Origin of the sequence: Achromobacter sp. SLBN-14, from assembly GCF_006715415.1 — a bacterium.
In the GTDB taxonomy this organism is placed as follows: Bacteria; Pseudomonadota; Gammaproteobacteria; order Burkholderiales; family Burkholderiaceae_B; genus Achromobacter; species Achromobacter mucicolens.
In genome coordinates this window covers 4547119-4563187 of the sequence record NZ_VFNE01000001.1, presented here as the reverse complement: position 1 = coordinate 4563187, position 16069 = coordinate 4547119, and the positions used below count along the sequence as shown (strand labels likewise).

The window sequence follows — 16069 nt, the reverse complement described above, 5'->3', positions numbered from 1 at the left end:
TCAAGGCACGCGCCCGGAACTCATCATGAACAGAAACGATATCTCGATGCAGGACATCCATTACTTCGTCGAAGTCGCCAAGCGTGGAAAGCTGTCCGCCACCGCCGCCGCGCTCGGCATCCCCGTCGCCACGCTGTCGCGGCGGCTCACGCAGCTGGAACAGGCGCTGGGCTACAAGCTCTTGAACCGCACGACGCGCCGCGTCAGCCTGACGGCCATCGGACAGCAGTATTTCGATCATTGCGCGGAACACGTCGAAGGCGCCCTGTCGGCGCACGAAATCATCAATTCACGCTTGAACCACCTGGCGGGCACGCTGCGCGTGTCGGTCATGCCCGGCCTGACGACGATCCTGCCGGCGGTGCTGAAAGAGCTGCGCGAAACCTATCCGCAGATCTCGTTCGAGGTGGAGCTTGGCTTGGCCGACACGGGCCGCAATGGCCAGCACTTCGACCTGATGTTGCGCTCAGGCGAGCTGGCGGATTCGGCGTTCATCCAGAAGCACGTCGCGCAGGTGCAGTGGGTGCTGGTGGCGGCCAGCAGCTACCTGGACCGATTCGGCCGGCCGACCTGCCCGGAAGACCTGGGCCTGCACGAGCGCATCATCACCGGCGACCTGCAGGACTGGACACTGGGGGAAGGCGAGAGCCTGCTGAACGTCCGCGGCCCCACCCACATCGGCACCAATAGCTCGGCGCTGGGCGTGCAGCTTGCCATCGCCGGGCTGGGCATTGCCTGGATGCCCAGCCACCTGGCGCTGTCTCAAACGCTGCGGGAACTGGATCTGGAACAGATCCTGCCAGACTGGAAACTGCCCCCGGCGACCATCTACGCGCTCTCCGACAACCGCGTGACGCCGGCGCGGGCGAAGGTGTTTCTGGATACGCTGCAACGGCATCTGCGCGCGAACTAGGCGCCCGCACCCCGGGCGCACGCCCTGGCTCACCCCAGCAAGTTCTCCCTGACGTGCACCAGATGCCGGCGCACCGCTGCCATGGCGCGGTCTGCGTCGCGGTCATGTAGCGCCTCGACGATTTCGCGGTGTTCAGCCTGGTAGGCCGCGCGCCGTTCGGGGGTGAGGCTCTTGCGCTTGAGCGCGCCCCAAGTCGCCTGCGAGCGCGCCGCGGTCATCAACGCGAAGACCTTTTCGATGAAGAGATTGTGCGTGGCCGTGGCCATCAGTTCGTGCAGTTTCGCGTCCCACACCTCGAACGCTTCAAAGCTGGCCGCGGCCTCCGCCTCGTCGCACGCATGCTGCATGGCGGCGAAATCGGCCGGCGTGCCGTGCTGCACCACCAACGCCGCAATGGCCGGTTCCAGCACCAGGCGCGCGGCCATCAGTTCGGCGGGGCTCGTGGACAGCACTTCGCCACGCAAGAACGCCTCGGTCTGCGCCAGCGTCGAAGGCGGGTTGGCGTAGGTGCCGCTGCCCACGCGCTGCGAGATCAGTCCATCGTCCTTCAACTGCGCCAGCGTGCGGCGCACGGTAGACCGGCTGAGGCCGAATTCCTCGCTTAACGCGCGCTCGGTCGGCAGGCGATGGCCGGCGGGCCAGATGCCCGACTGCAGGTTTTCGATGATGACCGCCCGCATGGCGGAGGCTTTGTCCATGAGGACTCCAGGATGAATGCCGCGATGATACCAAATCAGTCCAATAAATTCCTGCTTATCCGGCAATAAACCGATTCGCCTGCGGAGAATTTTGGTTTATCCTGCCGAACAGCACCAATTGGGCCTAATTTATTCAAATTGGTATGTTTTGGTATTTCATCAACGGGCGGCGTAAGCCCCGTAGGAGCAAGCATGAAAATCGCGGTATTTCGAGTCAATGGTGAACGGCGCGTGGGCGTGGTCTCGGACGACGGCAGCACGGTTACCGCGCTGGACTTCGCGCCCGAACTGGCCACGGCCGGCGCACTGACGGCGGTGCGGTGGCTGGCCGAGGGTCGCGCCCTGCCCGCCCGGACGGGACCGTCTTATCGCTGGGATCAGGTCGAGCACGAAGCGCCCCTGCCGGCGCAGCCGCGCAACCTGTTCTGCGTGGGCCGCAACTATCACGCCCATGCCAAGGAACTGCGCGACTCCGTCTTCAAGGACAACGACGCCAACCCGGAGTCCTGGCCCATCGTCTTTACCAAGGTGCCGCAAACCGTGGTGGGCCCCTGGTCCGACGTGACGCTGCCCACGGGCATCTCCGACAAGATCGACTACGAAGCCGAACTGGCGGTGGTGATCGGCAAGCGCGGTCGCAACATTTCCCGCGCCGAAGCCATGAGCCACGTCATCGCCTACACCGTGGTCAATGACGTCACCGCACGCGACGTGCAGATGCGCCACCAGCAGTGGGACCTGGGCAAATCCTTCGACACCTTCTGCCCGATGGGTCCGTGGCTGGTCACCGCCGACGAGCTGGACGGACGCAACACGCGCGTGCGCTGCTGGGTAAACGGCGAGCTGCGCCAGGACGGCAACACGGAAGACCTGATCTTCGACATTCCCACGCTCATCGAAACCTGCTCGCGCGGCATCACGCTGTACCCGGGCGACGTCATCGCCACGGGCACGCCCGCAGGCGTGGGCCAGGGCCTGAACCCGCCGCAATTCCTCAAGAACGGGGACGTCGTCCGCATTGAAATCGACGGCATTGGAAGGATCGAGAACCGATTCGTCTGACGCCCGCGCCAATGAGCGCCGGTCAATGAAACCGGCGCCGCGCAGCACGCAAGCCCATAAGGAGTGAGACATGAAACTGCGCTGCAAACAGGTGGCTGCGGCTGCCTTGCTATGCCTGAGTGCGACGGCCACGATGACCGTGCTGGCCGCCGGCTACCCCGAACGCCCCGTCACGCTGGTGGTGCCCTTCCCGCCCGGCGGCGTGGCCGACACCATCGCCCGCCCCATTGCCCAGGCCTTGGGCGACAAGCTGGGCCAACCCATCGTCATCGAAAACAAGGGCGGCGCCGGTGGAGCCATCGGCATCGGCCAGGCGGGCCGCGCCAAGCCCGATGGCTACACGTTGCTGATGAGCCTGTCGTCGATCTCCATCCTGCCCGCGGCCGACCGGCTGCTGGAGCGCAAACCCGCCTATCAGCTGGACCAGTTCGTGCCGATCGCCCGCATCACGGCCGATCCCACCGTGCTGGTGGTGCGCGCGGACGCGCCCTACAAGACGCTGGACGAATTCCTTGAGGCGGCCAGGAAACAGGGCGGCAAGCTGAGCTACGGCAGCTCGGGCATCTACGGCACGATGCACGTGCCGATGGAAATGCTGCAGAACGCCGCCGGCATCAAGATGATGCACGTGCCCTTCACCGGCGCGGGTCCCGCGGTGCAGGCGCTGGTCGGCGGGCAGGTTGACGCCCTGGCCACCGGCCCGTCCAGCGTCATGCAGCTCATTCAAGCTGGACGTGTCCGCCCCCTGGCGCATTGGGGCGATGGCAAGCTGGAGAGCCTGCCGCAGGTGCCATCGCTTAAGTCCAAGGGGTTTGACGCGAGCTTCGTGCAGTGGTCCGGCATCTTCGCGCTGGCCGGCACGCCGCCCGCCGTCATCGACAAGCTGCGCGATGCCGTCAAGCAGATCGCGGACGATCCCGCGGTGCAGGCGCGCATCGCCGGCACCGGCAGCCCGGTGCAGTACCTGGACGCGCCGGCGTTCGACGACTACTGGAAAAAGGACTCCGCGTCGCTGGAAGTGGCGGTCAAGCGGATCGGCAAGGTCGAATGACGAGCGGAACGTAGCTGCTATCGGGGGGCTTCGAGCCCCCTTTTTCATTGCACCGTTTCGCGCCCCGCCGCTTGCCGGGCCAGCGCCTTGCGGTCCACCTTGCCCACCGCGTTCTCCGGCAAACGGTCGACCCAGATCACGTCACGCGGCACGTAGATCCGGCCCAGCCGCGCCAGCACCTCGGCCTGTATCGCGGCCGCGTCAGGCGCGGCGTCGCCATTGCCGTGCACGAAGATCACCGGCGTCTCGCCCAGATCCTCGTCCGGCGCCCCCACCACGCAGCAGGCGGCGATGCCGGGCATGCCCGTCACCACGCCTTCGATGAGCGCGGGCGAAATGTTCTCGCCGCCGCGGATGATGACGTCCTTGATGCGGCCGGTGATCATCAGATAACCCTCTGCGTCGAAGCGGCCCAGGTCGCCCGTGCGCAGCAGCCGCGGCGCGCCCGCATCCGCACTGTCCACGCCCAGATAGCCCAGCATCAGGCTGTCGCCCGCAATGCAGATCTCGCCTTCGGCGCCTGCCGGCGCCAGGCTGCCGTCGGGCAGGCGCAGGCTCACGTCCTGCCCTTCAAGCACCGTGCCAACCGATCCCACGCGCCGCGCCGCGGGCGGATTCATGGTGGACGTGCACGTGGCCTCCGACAGGCCATAGGACACGACCAGCGGACACCCGAGGAAGGCTTCGATCCGGCGGTGCAAGGTCTCGGTGATGGGCGCCGAGCCGCAACGCGCAAAGCGCAGGCCGGCCAGGCTGTCCGGATCGAACGTCAATTCCAGCATCCGCGCATACATCGTCGGCACGCCAGTGATGATCGTAGGCCGGAAGGCGGCCAGCAGACCCGGCATGTCCTGCGCGCGGAACCGGCCGGCCAGCGCCACGCTCGCCCCCGCCAGCAGCGGCGTGAAGATCTGATTGTTGAGCGCGTTGGTGTGGTGCAGCGGCATGACGTGCAGCAGGCGATCGCCGGGCGTCAGACCCGTATGCGCCAGAACGCCGCGCGCGTTGTTCACGATCCCCCGATGGCTGAGCAGCACGCCCTTCGGACTGCCCGTGCTGCCGGACGTAAAAAGCAACAGCCCCGGCGCCGCTGGCGCGACATCCGCGCCGGACCAGTCCTGCCCGCCCTGCGCGATCTTGGCCGCATCGAGCACGCGCGCCGCCGGCAGGCCGCAGCCGCGCGCGGTGTCGGCGTTGTCGCTATCGGCCAGCATCCACGTCAGCCCCACTGCCGCCACCCGCCGCGCGGTTTCCTCAACCGACAGCCGCGGCTCCAGCGGGCACGGGCAAGCACCCGCCGCCATGACGCCCAGAATGGCCAGCACCTGCGCCAGCGAGCGCTCCATCGCCACGCCGACGTAGTCGCCGGGCGCAACGCCGGCAGCCCTCAGGCCGCCCGCGGCCTGCCCCACCCGGCGGCGCAGGTCCGCGTAGGTGACGGTTTCCTCGGCGGTCACGAGCGCAGGGCGCGCGGCCCATTCCGGCTGGTCCCACAAGCGTGCAAACGCCGCCACGACCGTGGCATCGGCAATCGACATGACTGATTCCCCCTGTACCGGGCTCGATGTGATGGGTGGATGCGCGTTCAGCGCAGCGCGACGGCGGCGTCGCGTTCGAACTGCCCGTCCGCGTCCAGTTCGCGCAAGGCAAGGGCTTCGCGCTCGGTCGGCGGTTCGGTCGGCCCCGCGCCGGCGGCGTCGAACTCAAAGCCCGTGCGCTCGCGCACCTCGGACAGGCTGGACTCCGGATGCCACGATTGCAGCGCCAGCCGGCCGTCGCGTTTGATGAACACGGCAATCGGCGTGACCACCCCATGAAAGCCGCCCCACGACGTCATGAAGTCCAGCTTGGGCACAAATGTGCGGCGCGAATGCTCGGTGCGCCACGTGCAGGCGCGCCGCGCCGTGGGCAGCATCACCGCCCCTCCGCCGCCGCCGGGCAGGCGGACCTTGGGTTCGTGCCAGTCGCCAATGCACGAGTTGTTGGCGCAGCCCGCGCCGTCGATCTGCGCAGCGCCCAGAAACGTCAGGTCCATGCGGCCGCGCGTGCACAGGTCGTAGAAGTCTTCGTTCGAGAAGATCGACGCCGTGTGCTCGGCCAGCACCGGATCGGAGCTGGACAACGGAATGTGCGAGGGCCGCGGGTTCACGCCGCCGGCCACGTTGATGTAGACGAAGTCCCAGTCATACGCGCGCTTGGCCAGCAGGCACGCCAGCATGGGCATCGTGGAATTGACGCCGCTGAACGTGATTTCATCGGGGCGGATGAAGCGCGCCAGATTGGTGACGATGTACGAAAAGCCCGACCATTGCTCAGCCATGATTTCCCTCCCGCGCTTCGGGCGCCGCAGCCAGGTGCGCGCGCAGATCGCTGTTCTTGTCCATGTAGGTTTCCACCGCCGGATAGTCGATGGCGTAATCGGGCCAGCAGGATCCCGGCCACGCGCCCCCCGGCACGACCGCATAGGCCTGCACCATGAAATACGGCACCAGCGTGGACTCGGGCTGCGCCTCGAACACGGCGCTATCCACCTGCTTTTCGGCCACCACCAGCACGCTGCCGGCGGCACGCGACATGATCCGGTCCCAATGTGCGGTGCCATGCACGCGCACGTTGCCCTGAGCATCCACCTCCGACGCCTGGATCACCGCGAAGTCCGGCCGGATCGCGGGCACCACCCAGGTCTTCTCGCCGCTGCCGTAGGGGTCTTCCAGGCACTTCCAGCCGTTCAGTTCCGGCAGGCCGCTGCCATGCAGGCCGCCGCAGGGCTGAAACGGCACGCCGAAGGCCGCCGCGCGCAGGCCCGCAGTCAGGCTGGCGCAGGCATGTTCCTCCAGCTCGATCTCGTGGCGTTCCACGGCGCGCCGGTACCAGGGCGCCAGACCGAAGTTGCCCTCCATCGCGACGATGCCCGCGCGCACGCGGCGCAGCACGCCCGCCCGGCACAGGATGTCGACGTCGTACCCCGGCGACTGCTTGATGAGTTCGAGATCGCGCTTTTCCTGGCGGATCAGTTCACGCACGAACGCGAACGGGCCGCGATGCAGGAAGCTGCCGCCCAGCGCGATCGATGCCCCGTTAGGCACCAGCGCCGCCAGTTCCTGCAAGCTGCACTGCTTGTTCTTCTGATTGAATCCTGAAGCCATTGTCTTCCTCCCTGCTTGATGGGACGCGCCTAGCGCGCCTGCAGATATGCCGCCACGCGGTCCTTCAGCCCGGGCGCCGATGCCGAGCGCACCAACCGTGCCAGGTCCGTGTCCGGCGTCTCCTGCGACAGCGCTGCGTAAAGCTGCACGCGGCTGTCGTCCGTGAGCGCGCCGGCGGTTTCCAGCGCCTCGTCGCCGATCCGCGTCCAGTCGGCCGGCGCCGCAAGCCGGCTGGCAAAGCCGTCGCGCAATGCGTCTTCGGCATTGAACGTGGCGGCCTGCTCAAGCACCGTGCGCGCGCGCTCGGCGCCCACCAGCGACGCAAACCGCCGCGTGCCCAGCACCAGTCCAAACTTCAGACCGGGCATCCGGAACGTGGCGTCCGGCGCGCTGACGCGCCATTTGCAGGCGCCGAACACATCCACGCCCGCGCCGAAATTGCGCCCGTGCGCCAGCGCGACGGTCAGGCACGGCGAGGCCGCCAGCCGCTGCAGCAGGGTTTCGATCCGCACGAAGCGCAGCAGCAGATCGCCTTCGCTCTGCGTCTGCCAATCGCCGAAGTCAAAGCCCGCGCTGAAATTCTTGCCTTCGCCTTGCAGCACGATGACCTTGGCGCCCTGGCCTTCGGCCTCGTCAAGCGCCGCGATCAGCGCCTCGACCAGGTCGGCCGACAGCGCATTCATCTTTTCGGGGCGCGCCAGCGTCAGCACGTGGCGCGGCCCTTGCCGGTCGATACGCAGGACGCTCATGCCGCGCTCCCTTTGCCGCCCGCACGCAGCGGCCCCAGCACTTCGTCGTTGTGTTCGCCCAGCGCCGGGGGCCTGCGCCGCAGCGCCGTCGTCTCGCCGTCGAACCGCACCGGCAGCCCGAACGTGCGCGTCTGCACGCCGTTGGGCAGTTCAAGCGGCTGGACCCAGCCCATGTGCGCGACCTGCGGATCGTCCAGCACCTCGGAATACGTGTTGATGGGCGCGCACGGCACGCCGGCCGCGCGGAAACGCGCCAGCCATTCCTGCGCCTCGTGTTCCGCAAAGATCGCTTCCAGGATGTCGCGCAGCGCGGTCTGGTTGCGCGCGCGGGCGCTGGTGTCGGTAAAGCGCGGATCGGCCAGCAGGTCGTCGCGTCCCACCGTGGCGCACACGGCTTTCCACAGCGCCTGGTTGCCGGCGGCCATGCCGAAATACCCGTTCTTGCAGCGAAATGCCTGATACGGCGCGTTGCGCGGGTGCGCCGACCCCAGCTTGACGGGATCCTTGCCGCTGCCGAAGAACTCGGACGTCTGCAAGGCAGCGATGCCCAGCGTCGCGCCCAGCATCGGCACGTCGATGTGCGTGCCTTGCCCGCTTGCCTGCGCCGCGCGCAGCGCAGACGCGATGGCAAACGCGCCATACAGCCCGGCCGAAAAATCGGCCAGCGGCACGCCGCATTTGACGGGTTCGCCGCCGGCCTCGCCCGTCACGCTCATGATCCCGCTCATGGCCTGGATGGTGAGGTCAAAGCCGCCTTCCTGCGAGCGCGGTCCGGACTGGCCGTAGGCGGAAATCGAGCAATAGACCAGGCGCGGATTGGCCTCGCGCAGCTGCAGGTATCCCAGGCCCAACCGATCCATCACGCCCGGCCGGTTGTTTTCGATGAGCACGTCGGCGCGCAGCGCCAGCTCGCGCGCCAAGGCCACGTCGCCGGGATCCTTCAGGTTCAGCGTCACCGAGCGCTTGTTGCGGTTGAGCGAAGCGAAGTTCTCGCTGTAGCCATCGGAGATGGGCGGCCAGCTGCGCAGCGTATCGCCGCCTTCGGGGTGCTCCACCTTGATGACGTCCGCGCCCATGTCCGCCAACAACATGCCGCAAAAGGGTCCCGCCGCGACGTTGCAAATCTCCAGCACTGTGATGCCGGTTAGCGCCGAACTGGGTGTCATGTCTGACCTCTCGTTATGAAAATTCAATATTTGGGATAAGAAAAACAGTATAAGACGCGGCTTTCAACGGTGGCATCATCCAGTCCGACCAAGACGGGAAGCCGTTGATTTCCTGGCTAAGCCTAGTGCAATCCCTAGGTGTCGCGGTTAATTGTTGACCAGCATAGCACCGTGTGGAATTCTACGTAAACCATTTATTGGAACGTCGATCCTATATTTTAGGATTTAGTAGAAGAGGACTGCAGCGGTCAAGTCGCCGGCGATACGCACGGCGCCTGTCGCATGCTGGCCCACCCACCGAGGAGACTTGCATGAGACTGTTGTGGCGTATTGCCTTGGCCAGCACGGTGCTGGCGCTGTCGGCCAATCCCGCTTCCGCGGATAACTGGCCAACGAAACCCGTGCGCATGGTGGTGCCGTTTCCGCCGGGCGGTGCCACGGACGCCGCCGCGCGCATCTATGCGCAGCATCTGGGAGACTTTCTCGGCCAGAGCGTGGTCGTGGAAAACAAGGCGGGCGCGGGTGGCGAGATCGGCGCGGAGTTCGTCGCCAAGTCCGCGGGCGACGGCTACACGCTGCTGATGGGCGCCGTGGGCAGCCACGCCATCCACGCGGCCATGCCCGACAAGCCGGGCTACGATTTCGGCACGGCCTTCGTCGGCGTGTCGATGGCCACCAGCATGCCGATGGCGGTGGCGGTCAACAGCAGCAAGATCTCCGCCAAGAACGTGCAGGAACTGATTGCGCTGGCCAAAAGCAAACCCGGCACGATCACGTTCGGATCGGCCGGCCCGGGCACCTCGCAGCACATGGCGGGCGAACTCTTCCAGGCGGTGACCGGCACGCGGCTGATGCACGTGCCTTACCGCGGCAGCGGGCCGGCCATCACGGATCTGCTGGGCGGCCAGATCGACATGGTCATCGAAACCCTGCCCGCCCTCTTGCCGCAGGTTGCCAGCGGCAAGATCCGCCTCTTGGGCGTCACGACCGCCAAGCGCGCCACGGCCCTGCCCGACCTGCCGACACTGATGGAACAGGGAGTGAAAGACTATTCGGTCGCCACCACGTACGCCCTGCTCGCGCCGGCGGGCACGCCGCCCGCGGTCGTCGAGAAGCTGTCGGACGGGATGCGCCGCGCCGCCGCGATGCCCTCCGTGCAGCAGGCCGCCTTGAAGCTCGGCGCCGACGCCATCGCCACCACACCCGCCGACACCAGCCGGATGCTCAAGCAGGAAACCTCGCGCTGGGCCGACGTGGTGCGCCTGTCGGTGGCGAAATGACGCACGCCCCCGCATCGGGCCGGCCGGCCGCAATCGACCTGGCCATCGTCGGCGGCGGCTCGGTCGGCGTCAGCTTCCTGTATCAGTTCCTGCTGGCGCTGCAGGCCGCGCCCCCCGCGCGGGAGGCACGGCCGCCGGTGATCCATCTGTTCGAACCGCAGGCTGTGCCCGGCCCGGGCGGCGCATACCAGGACGACCTGCGCAGCAACCTGCTCAACATCCCCGCCGGCAACATGTCGGCGCGCGCCGACCATCGGCTGGACTTTGTCGACTGGCTGCGCGCGCAGGATGCCGGCTGGCTCGGCGGCTACGGCGTCACCGCGATCGATCCCGCCGACTTTCTGCCGCGTCCGCTCTTCGGCGCCTACATGGGCGCGGTCTACGAACGCTGCCGCCAGCTCGCCCGGTCCCTGGGCGTGACGCTGGAACACGTGCGCAGCCGCGTGCACCGCGTGGCGCCGCAGCCGGACGGCGGCGCGATCATCCAGCCCGAACACGGCGCGCTGCGCCACGCGCGCCACGCCGTGCTGTGCAACGGCAACCTGCCCTCGCAGGCGTTTCCCTCGCTGGAAGGCGTGGCCGGTTACTTCAACAGCCCGTATCCGGTGTCGGCGCTAGCGCAGGACATCGCACCCGATGCGTCCGTGTGCATCGTCGGCACCAGCCTGAGCGCGGTGGACGCCGTGGCCGCACTGCAACAGGCCGGACACCAAGGCCCGATCCTGTGCGTGTCGCGCAACGGCCGCTTGCCGTCCGTGCGCAGCCCGCACAACCGTCCGCCGGACACGCTGCAACGCCTGAGCCGAGACGGCGCCCTCGCCCTGGCCGCACAGCACGGGGGAACGCTGACGCTGGACCTCATCTGGCAAGCCCTGCGCGATGAAGTGCTGGCGTTGCAGGGTTCTCTGGACCCCGACGAGGTGCTGGGCATGGACAGCGACGCGCGATCCGCGCTGGAAGACGAGATCCGCCGGTCGTCTGCCGCCCCGCGTCCGTGGCAGGCGGTGGCCGCAGCCACCAACGCGGCGGTCGATCAGATCTGGCACTTGCTGCCCGATACCGAACGGCGCCGCTTCCAGTCGCAATGGCGATCGCTATGGATGGCCCGGCGCGCAACCTTCCCCATGCGCAACGCCTTGAAATTGCAGGCACTGTTCGGCGCGAATCAGCTCAGCGTTGCGGCGGGCTTTACCGGCTGCGAACACGACCCGGCCAGTGGCCTGTTCCGCACGCGGCTACGCACGGCGGACGGCCAGATCGAATACCTGAGCCATCATCTGATCAACGCCACGAGCTTCTCGGTGGACGCAGCGCGCACGGACGATCCGCTGGTGTCTGAACTGCTGCGCGAAGGCCACGCGCAGGCCGATCCGCACGGCGGACTGACGCTGGACTACGACACGGGCTGCCTGATAAATGGCGCCGGCCAGCACGTGGCTGGCGTCTCGGTGCTGGGCAGCCTGGCCGGAGGCACCTACTTCTGGACCACGTCCATGGACGTCAATGCCCGCCTGGCGCGCGATCAGGCCGAGCGGATCGCGGCCACCCTGCGCGCCACGCCCCTCACTGATCCAGGAACCCGCGGCGATAGCCCATTCCCTGAGAGATGGACTGCGCACAGGCCGCCACATCCGGCGCAAGCTGCTTCATCCTAGCGGCGCTCAGGCGATCCAGGGGGCCAGAGATGCCCACCGCGGCCACGGGCTGGTCCAGACTGTTGAACACCGTCACCGCCAGCCCGCCCACCCCTTCGCGCCACTCTCCGCGATTCACCGCATAACCGGCGCGCGCGATCTTGCGCAGCTCGTCTTTCAAAAGCGGCATGGACACGATCGTGGACGGCGTGTGCCGCACCATCTGCTCCGCGTAGCGCTCGACGTAGCCCTCGGGCTGATACGCAAGCAGCGCCTTGCCGGTCGCCACCGCATAGGCGGGCGCGCGGCCGCCCACCATCGAGTACGCGCGAATGGGTTGCGGGCTGTCGATCTTGTCCACGTACACCACGTCAAAGCCATCCAGCACCGACAAGTGCACGGTTTCGCCTGTCTGATCCGCCAGCGTGCGCATGTGGGGCGCGGCCAGTTTGCGCACGTCCAGTTGCGCCAGTTGCCGCGCCGCCAGTTCGAAAAGGCGCACGGCCCCGCGGTAACCGCCGCCGTCGTCGTCCTTGATCACGTAGCCGGCATGTATCAGCGTCTGCAAGGTGCGATGCGTATTGCTGCGGGTCAGACCCACGCGGGCCGCCAGCGCGTCGATGGTGCGCGGCGGATTGTCCACATCGGTCACGGCTTCCAACACCATCAGCCCTTTGAGCAGCGTCTTGTCCATTCGTGATTTTTCCTAATATTTAGGACGGGAACATAGCACGGGACGCGGTGCGGGAACAGCAAATTCCGCCCGGCGGATACGCTAGCCCAGCGTGGCGCGCACGGCGGCGGACCGATCCCACAGATTGGGCAGGCTAGGCGACGAATAGCCCGAGACGAACGGCTTGGCCTGGCCGGTATCGGGGTCATACACGTGACGCGACACCGCGCCGATATTGCCGCCATACAGGTGCACGCTGATGGACACCCTATCCGGATAGGCATTGGACACGCGATGGATGTCGCCCTCGGCCGGCGACAGGCGCTCGACGTCGCCTGGGCGAAGCGTGGTCGCTTCGCCCGCCAACGCCAACCGGCCGTCCCCATCGCGCGTGAACCGCTGATTGATCTCGGCGCCGCGCAGCATGCCCACATAGCCCCAGACCTCGTGATCGTGCACGGGCGTGGACTGCCCCGGCCCCCAGACAAAGCTCACCAGCGAGAAACGCTCCAGCGGATCGCAATGCAGCAGGTACTGCTGGTAGAACTGCGGATGTGGGGCGGTACAGGCGTCGGGCAGCCAATCGTCGTGACCCACCAGGTCCGCGAACGCGGCCGCCAGCTCGGGGCCCTGGTCCAGCGCCTGCGGCGAAGCCAGCCGCGTCGCAGTGGCAATAAAACGGCGCAGCCGTTCCAGGCCGGTGTTCGATTCAGGCATTCTCAGCTCTCCAAGGCGGGATGAAATCCCAGATTGAAAAAACAGTATCCACGATTCGGGACGCGGACGCACGCGCGTCCCGCTTGCTGGCCCGCGCGGCGCCGTGTGTCCACCCTTGACAGCGCCTTGCCGGCGCGTGCAGCGTATCGAACTGTCTGCAAGGTTGGAAATGAAAAACACGCATCACGATATTCCGCCCGCGCTGGCGCAGGCCCTGCGCAGCGCGCGCCGCGTCGTCATATTCACGGGCGCCGGGGTGTCCGCCGAAAGCGGCATCGCCACGTTCCGCGATGCCCTGACCGGGCTCTGGTCGCGCTTTGACGCCCAAGCGCTGGCCACGCCCGAAGCATTCCGCGAACATCCCGACCTGGTATGGGGCTGGTACGAATGGCGGCGCGCGCAGGTCCTGAGCGCCGCGCCCAACGCCGCACACCACGCCATTGCGGCGCTGGCGCGCCATGTCCCGGAGTTGAGCGTCATCACGCAGAACGTGGACGATCTGCACGAGCGCGCGGGCAGCCGCGCCGTCACGCATCTGCACGGCAGCCTGCATGCGCCGCGTTGTTCGCGTTGCGGCGCTCCGCAAGCGTTTGCCCCCGGCCTGCCGCAAGAGCCCGACGCCGGCCGGCGGCTGGCGCCGCCCGCGTGCACGGAATGCGGCGCGCCGGTACGGCCCGGCGTCGTCTGGTTCGGCGAAAGCCTGCCCGCGCAGGCCTGGCGTGACGCCACCCTTGCCGTGCAGCAGTGCGACCTGCTTTTCAGCATCGGCACCTCGTCCCTCGTGTATCCCGCGGCCGAACTGCCGCGGCTGGCCGTCGCGGGCGGCGCCACGGTCGTGCAGGTCAACCCGGCCGCAACGCCGCTGGACGCGATCGCCCATCACAACCTGCGCGGCGCCGCTGCCCAGATCATGCCCGCCGTGCTGGCGGCGGCGCAATTCACCCCGAGCCTGCCGGCCACGCCGGCAACACCGGGCGGCGGCGAGGTTTTGTGAGCATCCGTGGCGTCCAACCACAGGCCTATGACACTTGCGCGACACTTCCAGGAAAACCCTCAAATTCACCATTACATCCGCGCTATACAGTGGTGTAATGGGCTTCGTTTGTGGAGATGATCATTCCGTTTTCCTGGAGACTTCCTGACGTCTTCGTACGTTCGCCGGACGGTGTGCTGCACCGTGTGGTGCGTCACGCCACGACCACGGAAACCATCGCCAAGCTCGAAGGCATGCCCAGCAATACCCACCTGGATTGCGAATGCAAGCTCGACAACGGCGAAACGCTGTGCTGGATGGGCAACGACAAGTATCGCCAACTGAACGGCGGCGCCATCTTTCTTGCCGTCACGGCACACACCACACCCCGGGGCGAATCGCGGCACAGCGGCGCGGTCCCGGGCGATGAAAAGGCGGCATCCGCGCCGCGCGCCTCTCGCAAGAAAGTTGCAGGGCCCAAGGCGCGCCTGCCGCCAGCTGTAGTCAATCTAAAAACCGGCAACGATTGGAGCTTGATACGCGCCTGGCGCGAGCATCTGAACATCAGCACTGCTGAGATGGCTGCCCGGCTTGGCGTCGATCACTCCATCTATATCGAGTTGGAACGGCCGCGCCCGCGGCCCCGGCAGGTCATTCTTGACCGTGTATCGGAGGCCCTGGGCGTATCGCCAGACCAACTGGATGATTCATTGTTAGGAGGACAGTTTCATTAGCGTCGCGCGCAAGGCATTGCCTCGCGCTCCCGCCGTGAATTGTTCAGACGACTTTGGCGCCGACACCTGACGGCCCGCGCATGGAGGTATTGAATATGCTCGGCACCGCAAGACGATTGACCGATGTGCTCGCCACATCGCCGGATGGCACGTTGTATCGCATCGAACGTTTCGTTTCCGATCCCGATGCGTATTCCGCGCTGGGCACGCCACGCTTTGACCCGAAGACGCATTGCGTCTGCCGCACCAGCTCCGGTGAAAAGGTCGCGTGGCTGGGCGGCCAGACCTATCAGCTTCTCAAAAGCGGCACATCCCTGACGGCGGTGGACCGACGACGCGCCTGATGCCCTGCCGCTACCGCGCAAACCGCGTCACCACGAAATCCACGAAGGTCGTGAGTTTGGGCGGCGCCTGGCGATCCTTCGCATACAGCAGCGTGATGGGCCGGGCGACCGGCCAATAAGGCTGCAGAATCGGCACCAGGCGGCCGGCGCGCACGTCGTCAGTCAGCAGCAGTTCGGGCTGCAACACGATGCCAAAGCCGGCCAGCGCCGCCTGCCGCAGCGCCTGCCCATTGTTCGACACGAACCGCCCCGTGGGATACCCCATTTCCCCGCCCTCATCCGTGCCCAGCCGCCAGCCCGTGCGCCGGCTCCAATGCGAAAAATCCAGGCACTGATGCCGGGCCAGATCGCCAGGCGTGGCGGGCGTGCCGTAGCGGGCCAGATACGCCGGCGCGGCGCAGACAATCATCTGATAAAGCCCAATGCGCCGCGCCACGAGGCCCGAATCCGCGGGCTCGCCAATACGCAGCGCGACGTCAAAGCGCGACGCTACCACGTCTTCCACGCTATCGCTCAACGACAGTTCCACGCTCACGTCCGGATAGATCGACAGGTAATCGGCGATCACCGGCGCCAGCGCGAATGACCCGAACGACACCGACGACGTGATGCGCAGATGGCCGCGCGGGGCCGATCGCAGCGCCTCGGCGCCTTGCTCCGCATCGCGAATGTCCGCCAGGATGGCCTTGCAGCGCGCAAAGTAGGCCTGGCCTGCCTCGGTCAGGCTCTGGCGGCGCGTCGTGCGGTTCATCAGCCGCAGTCCCAGCCGGTCTTCCAGCCCCTTGACGTGCTTGGCGGCCATCGCGGGCGACATGTCCAGCTGCGCCGCGGCGGCCGTCAGGCTGCCCAGCTCGACCACCACCACGAAGACTTCCATGCTAAGCAGGCGATCCATGGATTCCGTACCCTGAGTGTTGACTGATCCGACA

Annotated in this window: 17 protein-coding genes; 8 read left to right on the top strand and 9 right to left on the bottom strand. The window is 67.0% G+C overall.

What is annotated here, in order from left to right; all coding sequences use genetic code 11:
* The first annotated feature begins 25 nt into the window (after positions 1–25).
* Positions 26–913: a LysR family transcriptional regulator gene (locus FBY20_RS20925; RefSeq protein ID WP_142054381.1), complete on the top strand. Its 888-nt coding sequence runs from the start codon at positions 26–28 to the stop codon at positions 911–913.
* A 29-nt stretch (positions 914–942) separates the two neighbouring features.
* Here the strand turns inward: FBY20_RS20925 and FBY20_RS20920 are convergent, their stop codons facing one another.
* On the bottom strand, positions 943–1611 hold the full coding sequence (locus FBY20_RS20920; RefSeq protein ID WP_142054379.1) for a FadR/GntR family transcriptional regulator: 669 nt from the start codon (positions 1609–1611) through the stop codon (positions 943–945).
* A 192-nt stretch (positions 1612–1803) separates the two neighbouring features.
* On the opposite strand from FBY20_RS20920, the gene FBY20_RS20915 reads away from it, so the two are divergent.
* The gene (locus FBY20_RS20915) at positions 1804–2673 is read left to right on the top strand and encodes a fumarylacetoacetate hydrolase family protein (RefSeq protein ID WP_142054376.1); all 870 of its coding nucleotides are present in this window, start codon (positions 1804–1806) and stop codon (positions 2671–2673) included.
* Positions 2674–2743: 70 nt separating this feature from the next.
* A complete protein-coding gene (locus tag FBY20_RS20910) occupies positions 2744–3724 on the top strand; it encodes a tripartite tricarboxylate transporter substrate binding protein (RefSeq protein WP_142054375.1) in 981 nt (326 codons plus the stop codon).
* A gap of 44 nt (positions 3725–3768) precedes the next feature.
* On the opposite strand, the gene FBY20_RS20905 is transcribed toward FBY20_RS20910, so the two are convergent.
* The 5 genes from FBY20_RS20905 to FBY20_RS20885 are packed head-to-tail and all read right to left on the bottom strand — an operon-like array spanning position 3769 to position 8785.
* Positions 3769–5262, bottom strand: a complete 1494-nt coding sequence (locus tag FBY20_RS20905) for a class I adenylate-forming enzyme family protein (protein WP_142054372.1) — start codon at positions 5260–5262, stop codon at positions 3769–3771.
* 47 nt (positions 5263–5309) lie between these two features.
* Entirely contained in the window at positions 5310–6044 is a 735-nt protein-coding gene (locus tag FBY20_RS20900; RefSeq protein WP_062839197.1) for a CoA-transferase subunit beta, read from the bottom strand.
* Entirely contained in the window at positions 6037–6870 is an 834-nt protein-coding gene (locus FBY20_RS20895) for a CoA transferase subunit A (RefSeq protein WP_056323572.1), read from the bottom strand. Before FBY20_RS20895 ends, FBY20_RS20900 begins: the two co-directional genes overlap by 8 nt.
* A 29-nt stretch (positions 6871–6899) precedes the next feature.
* Entirely contained in the window at positions 6900–7619 is a 720-nt protein-coding gene (locus tag FBY20_RS20890; protein ID WP_056323570.1) for an enoyl-CoA hydratase/isomerase family protein, read from the bottom strand.
* Positions 7616–8785 (bottom strand): CaiB/BaiF CoA-transferase family protein, encoded by a 1170-nt coding sequence (locus FBY20_RS20885; RefSeq protein ID WP_056323567.1) that lies wholly within the window; start codon positions 8783–8785, stop codon positions 7616–7618. The genes FBY20_RS20890 and FBY20_RS20885 overlap by 4 nt, the downstream gene beginning before the upstream one ends.
* A gap of 311 nt (positions 8786–9096) precedes the next feature.
* Between FBY20_RS20885 and FBY20_RS20880 the strand changes: the two genes are divergently transcribed.
* Both FBY20_RS20880 and FBY20_RS20875 read left to right on the top strand, forming a co-directional pair.
* Positions 9097–10065, top strand: coding sequence for a tripartite tricarboxylate transporter substrate binding protein (locus tag FBY20_RS20880; RefSeq protein ID WP_056323564.1), 969 nt, complete (start codon positions 9097–9099; stop codon positions 10063–10065).
* Positions 10062–11720: an FAD/NAD(P)-binding protein gene (locus tag FBY20_RS20875; RefSeq protein ID WP_142054370.1), complete on the top strand. Its 1659-nt coding sequence runs from the start codon at positions 10062–10064 to the stop codon at positions 11718–11720. The genes FBY20_RS20880 and FBY20_RS20875 overlap by 4 nt, the downstream gene beginning before the upstream one ends.
* Here the strand turns inward: FBY20_RS20875 and FBY20_RS20870 are convergent.
* Positions 11629–12393, bottom strand: coding sequence for an IclR family transcriptional regulator (locus FBY20_RS20870; RefSeq protein WP_056323557.1), 765 nt, complete (start codon positions 12391–12393; stop codon positions 11629–11631). The two genes, FBY20_RS20875 and FBY20_RS20870, sit on opposite strands and share 92 nt — an antisense overlap.
* Positions 12394–12474: 81 nt before the next feature.
* Positions 12475–13089, bottom strand: coding sequence for a cysteine dioxygenase (locus FBY20_RS20865; protein WP_056323555.1), 615 nt, complete (start codon positions 13087–13089; stop codon positions 12475–12477).
* Positions 13090–13258: 169 nt separating this feature from the next.
* Between FBY20_RS20865 and FBY20_RS20860 the strand changes: the two genes are divergently transcribed.
* The 3 genes from FBY20_RS20860 to FBY20_RS20850 all read left to right on the top strand — a co-directional run bounded on the left by FBY20_RS20860 (position 13259) and on the right by FBY20_RS20850 (position 15140).
* Positions 13259–14083: an NAD-dependent protein deacylase gene (locus tag FBY20_RS20860; RefSeq protein ID WP_142054368.1), complete on the top strand. Its 825-nt coding sequence runs from the start codon at positions 13259–13261 to the stop codon at positions 14081–14083.
* Positions 14084–14193: 110 nt separating this feature from the next.
* Positions 14194–14796 carry a helix-turn-helix domain-containing protein gene (locus FBY20_RS20855; protein WP_142054366.1) on the top strand — a complete coding sequence of 201 codons (603 nt, stop codon included), beginning with the start codon at positions 14194–14196 and terminating at the stop codon, positions 14794–14796.
* A 95-nt stretch (positions 14797–14891) separates the two neighbouring features.
* Positions 14892–15140 carry a hypothetical protein gene (locus tag FBY20_RS20850; RefSeq protein ID WP_172802127.1) on the top strand — a complete coding sequence of 83 codons (249 nt, stop codon included), beginning with the start codon at positions 14892–14894 and terminating at the stop codon, positions 15138–15140.
* Positions 15141–15150: 10 nt separating this feature from the next.
* On the opposite strand, the gene FBY20_RS20845 is transcribed toward FBY20_RS20850, so the two are convergent.
* The gene (locus tag FBY20_RS20845; RefSeq protein WP_160144425.1) at positions 15151–16035 is read right to left on the bottom strand and encodes a LysR family transcriptional regulator; all 885 of its coding nucleotides are present in this window, start codon (positions 16033–16035) and stop codon (positions 15151–15153) included.
* Between the last annotated feature and the right edge of the window lie 34 nt (positions 16036–16069).

What these genes read in the sequence shown, in the direction of transcription:
- FBY20_RS20925 (WP_142054381.1), top strand. Translation starts at nt 26, where the DNA reads ATGAACAGAAACGATATCTCGATGCAGGACATCCATTACTTCGTCGAA.
- FBY20_RS20920 (WP_142054379.1), bottom strand. Translation starts at nt 1,611, where the DNA reads ATGGACAAAGCCTCCGCCATGCGGGCGGTCATCATCGAAAACCTGCAG.
- FBY20_RS20915 (WP_142054376.1), top strand. Translation starts at nt 1,804, where the DNA reads ATGAAAATCGCGGTATTTCGAGTCAATGGTGAACGGCGCGTGGGCGTG.
- FBY20_RS20910 (WP_142054375.1), top strand. Translation starts at nt 2,744, where the DNA reads ATGAAACTGCGCTGCAAACAGGTGGCTGCGGCTGCCTTGCTATGCCTG.
- FBY20_RS20905 (WP_142054372.1), bottom strand. Translation starts at nt 5,262, where the DNA reads ATGTCGATTGCCGATGCCACGGTCGTGGCGGCGTTTGCACGCTTGTGG.
- FBY20_RS20900 (WP_062839197.1), bottom strand. Translation starts at nt 6,044, where the DNA reads ATGGCTGAGCAATGGTCGGGCTTTTCGTACATCGTCACCAATCTGGCG.
- FBY20_RS20895 (WP_056323572.1), bottom strand. Translation starts at nt 6,870, where the DNA reads ATGGCTTCAGGATTCAATCAGAAGAACAAGCAGTGCAGCTTGCAGGAA.
- FBY20_RS20890 (WP_056323570.1), bottom strand. Translation starts at nt 7,619, where the DNA reads ATGAGCGTCCTGCGTATCGACCGGCAAGGGCCGCGCCACGTGCTGACG.
- FBY20_RS20885 (WP_056323567.1), bottom strand. Translation starts at nt 8,785, where the DNA reads ATGACACCCAGTTCGGCGCTAACCGGCATCACAGTGCTGGAGATTTGC.
- FBY20_RS20880 (WP_056323564.1), top strand. Translation starts at nt 9,097, where the DNA reads ATGAGACTGTTGTGGCGTATTGCCTTGGCCAGCACGGTGCTGGCGCTG.
- FBY20_RS20875 (WP_142054370.1), top strand. Translation starts at nt 10,062, where the DNA reads ATGACGCACGCCCCCGCATCGGGCCGGCCGGCCGCAATCGACCTGGCC.
- FBY20_RS20870 (WP_056323557.1), bottom strand. Translation starts at nt 12,393, where the DNA reads ATGGACAAGACGCTGCTCAAAGGGCTGATGGTGTTGGAAGCCGTGACC.
- FBY20_RS20865 (WP_056323555.1), bottom strand. Translation starts at nt 13,089, where the DNA reads ATGCCTGAATCGAACACCGGCCTGGAACGGCTGCGCCGTTTTATTGCC.
- FBY20_RS20860 (WP_142054368.1), top strand. Translation starts at nt 13,259, where the DNA reads ATGAAAAACACGCATCACGATATTCCGCCCGCGCTGGCGCAGGCCCTG.
- FBY20_RS20850 (WP_172802127.1), top strand. Translation starts at nt 14,892, where the DNA reads ATGCTCGGCACCGCAAGACGATTGACCGATGTGCTCGCCACATCGCCG.
- FBY20_RS20845 (WP_160144425.1), bottom strand. Translation starts at nt 16,035, where the DNA reads ATGGATCGCCTGCTTAGCATGGAAGTCTTCGTGGTGGTGGTCGAGCTG.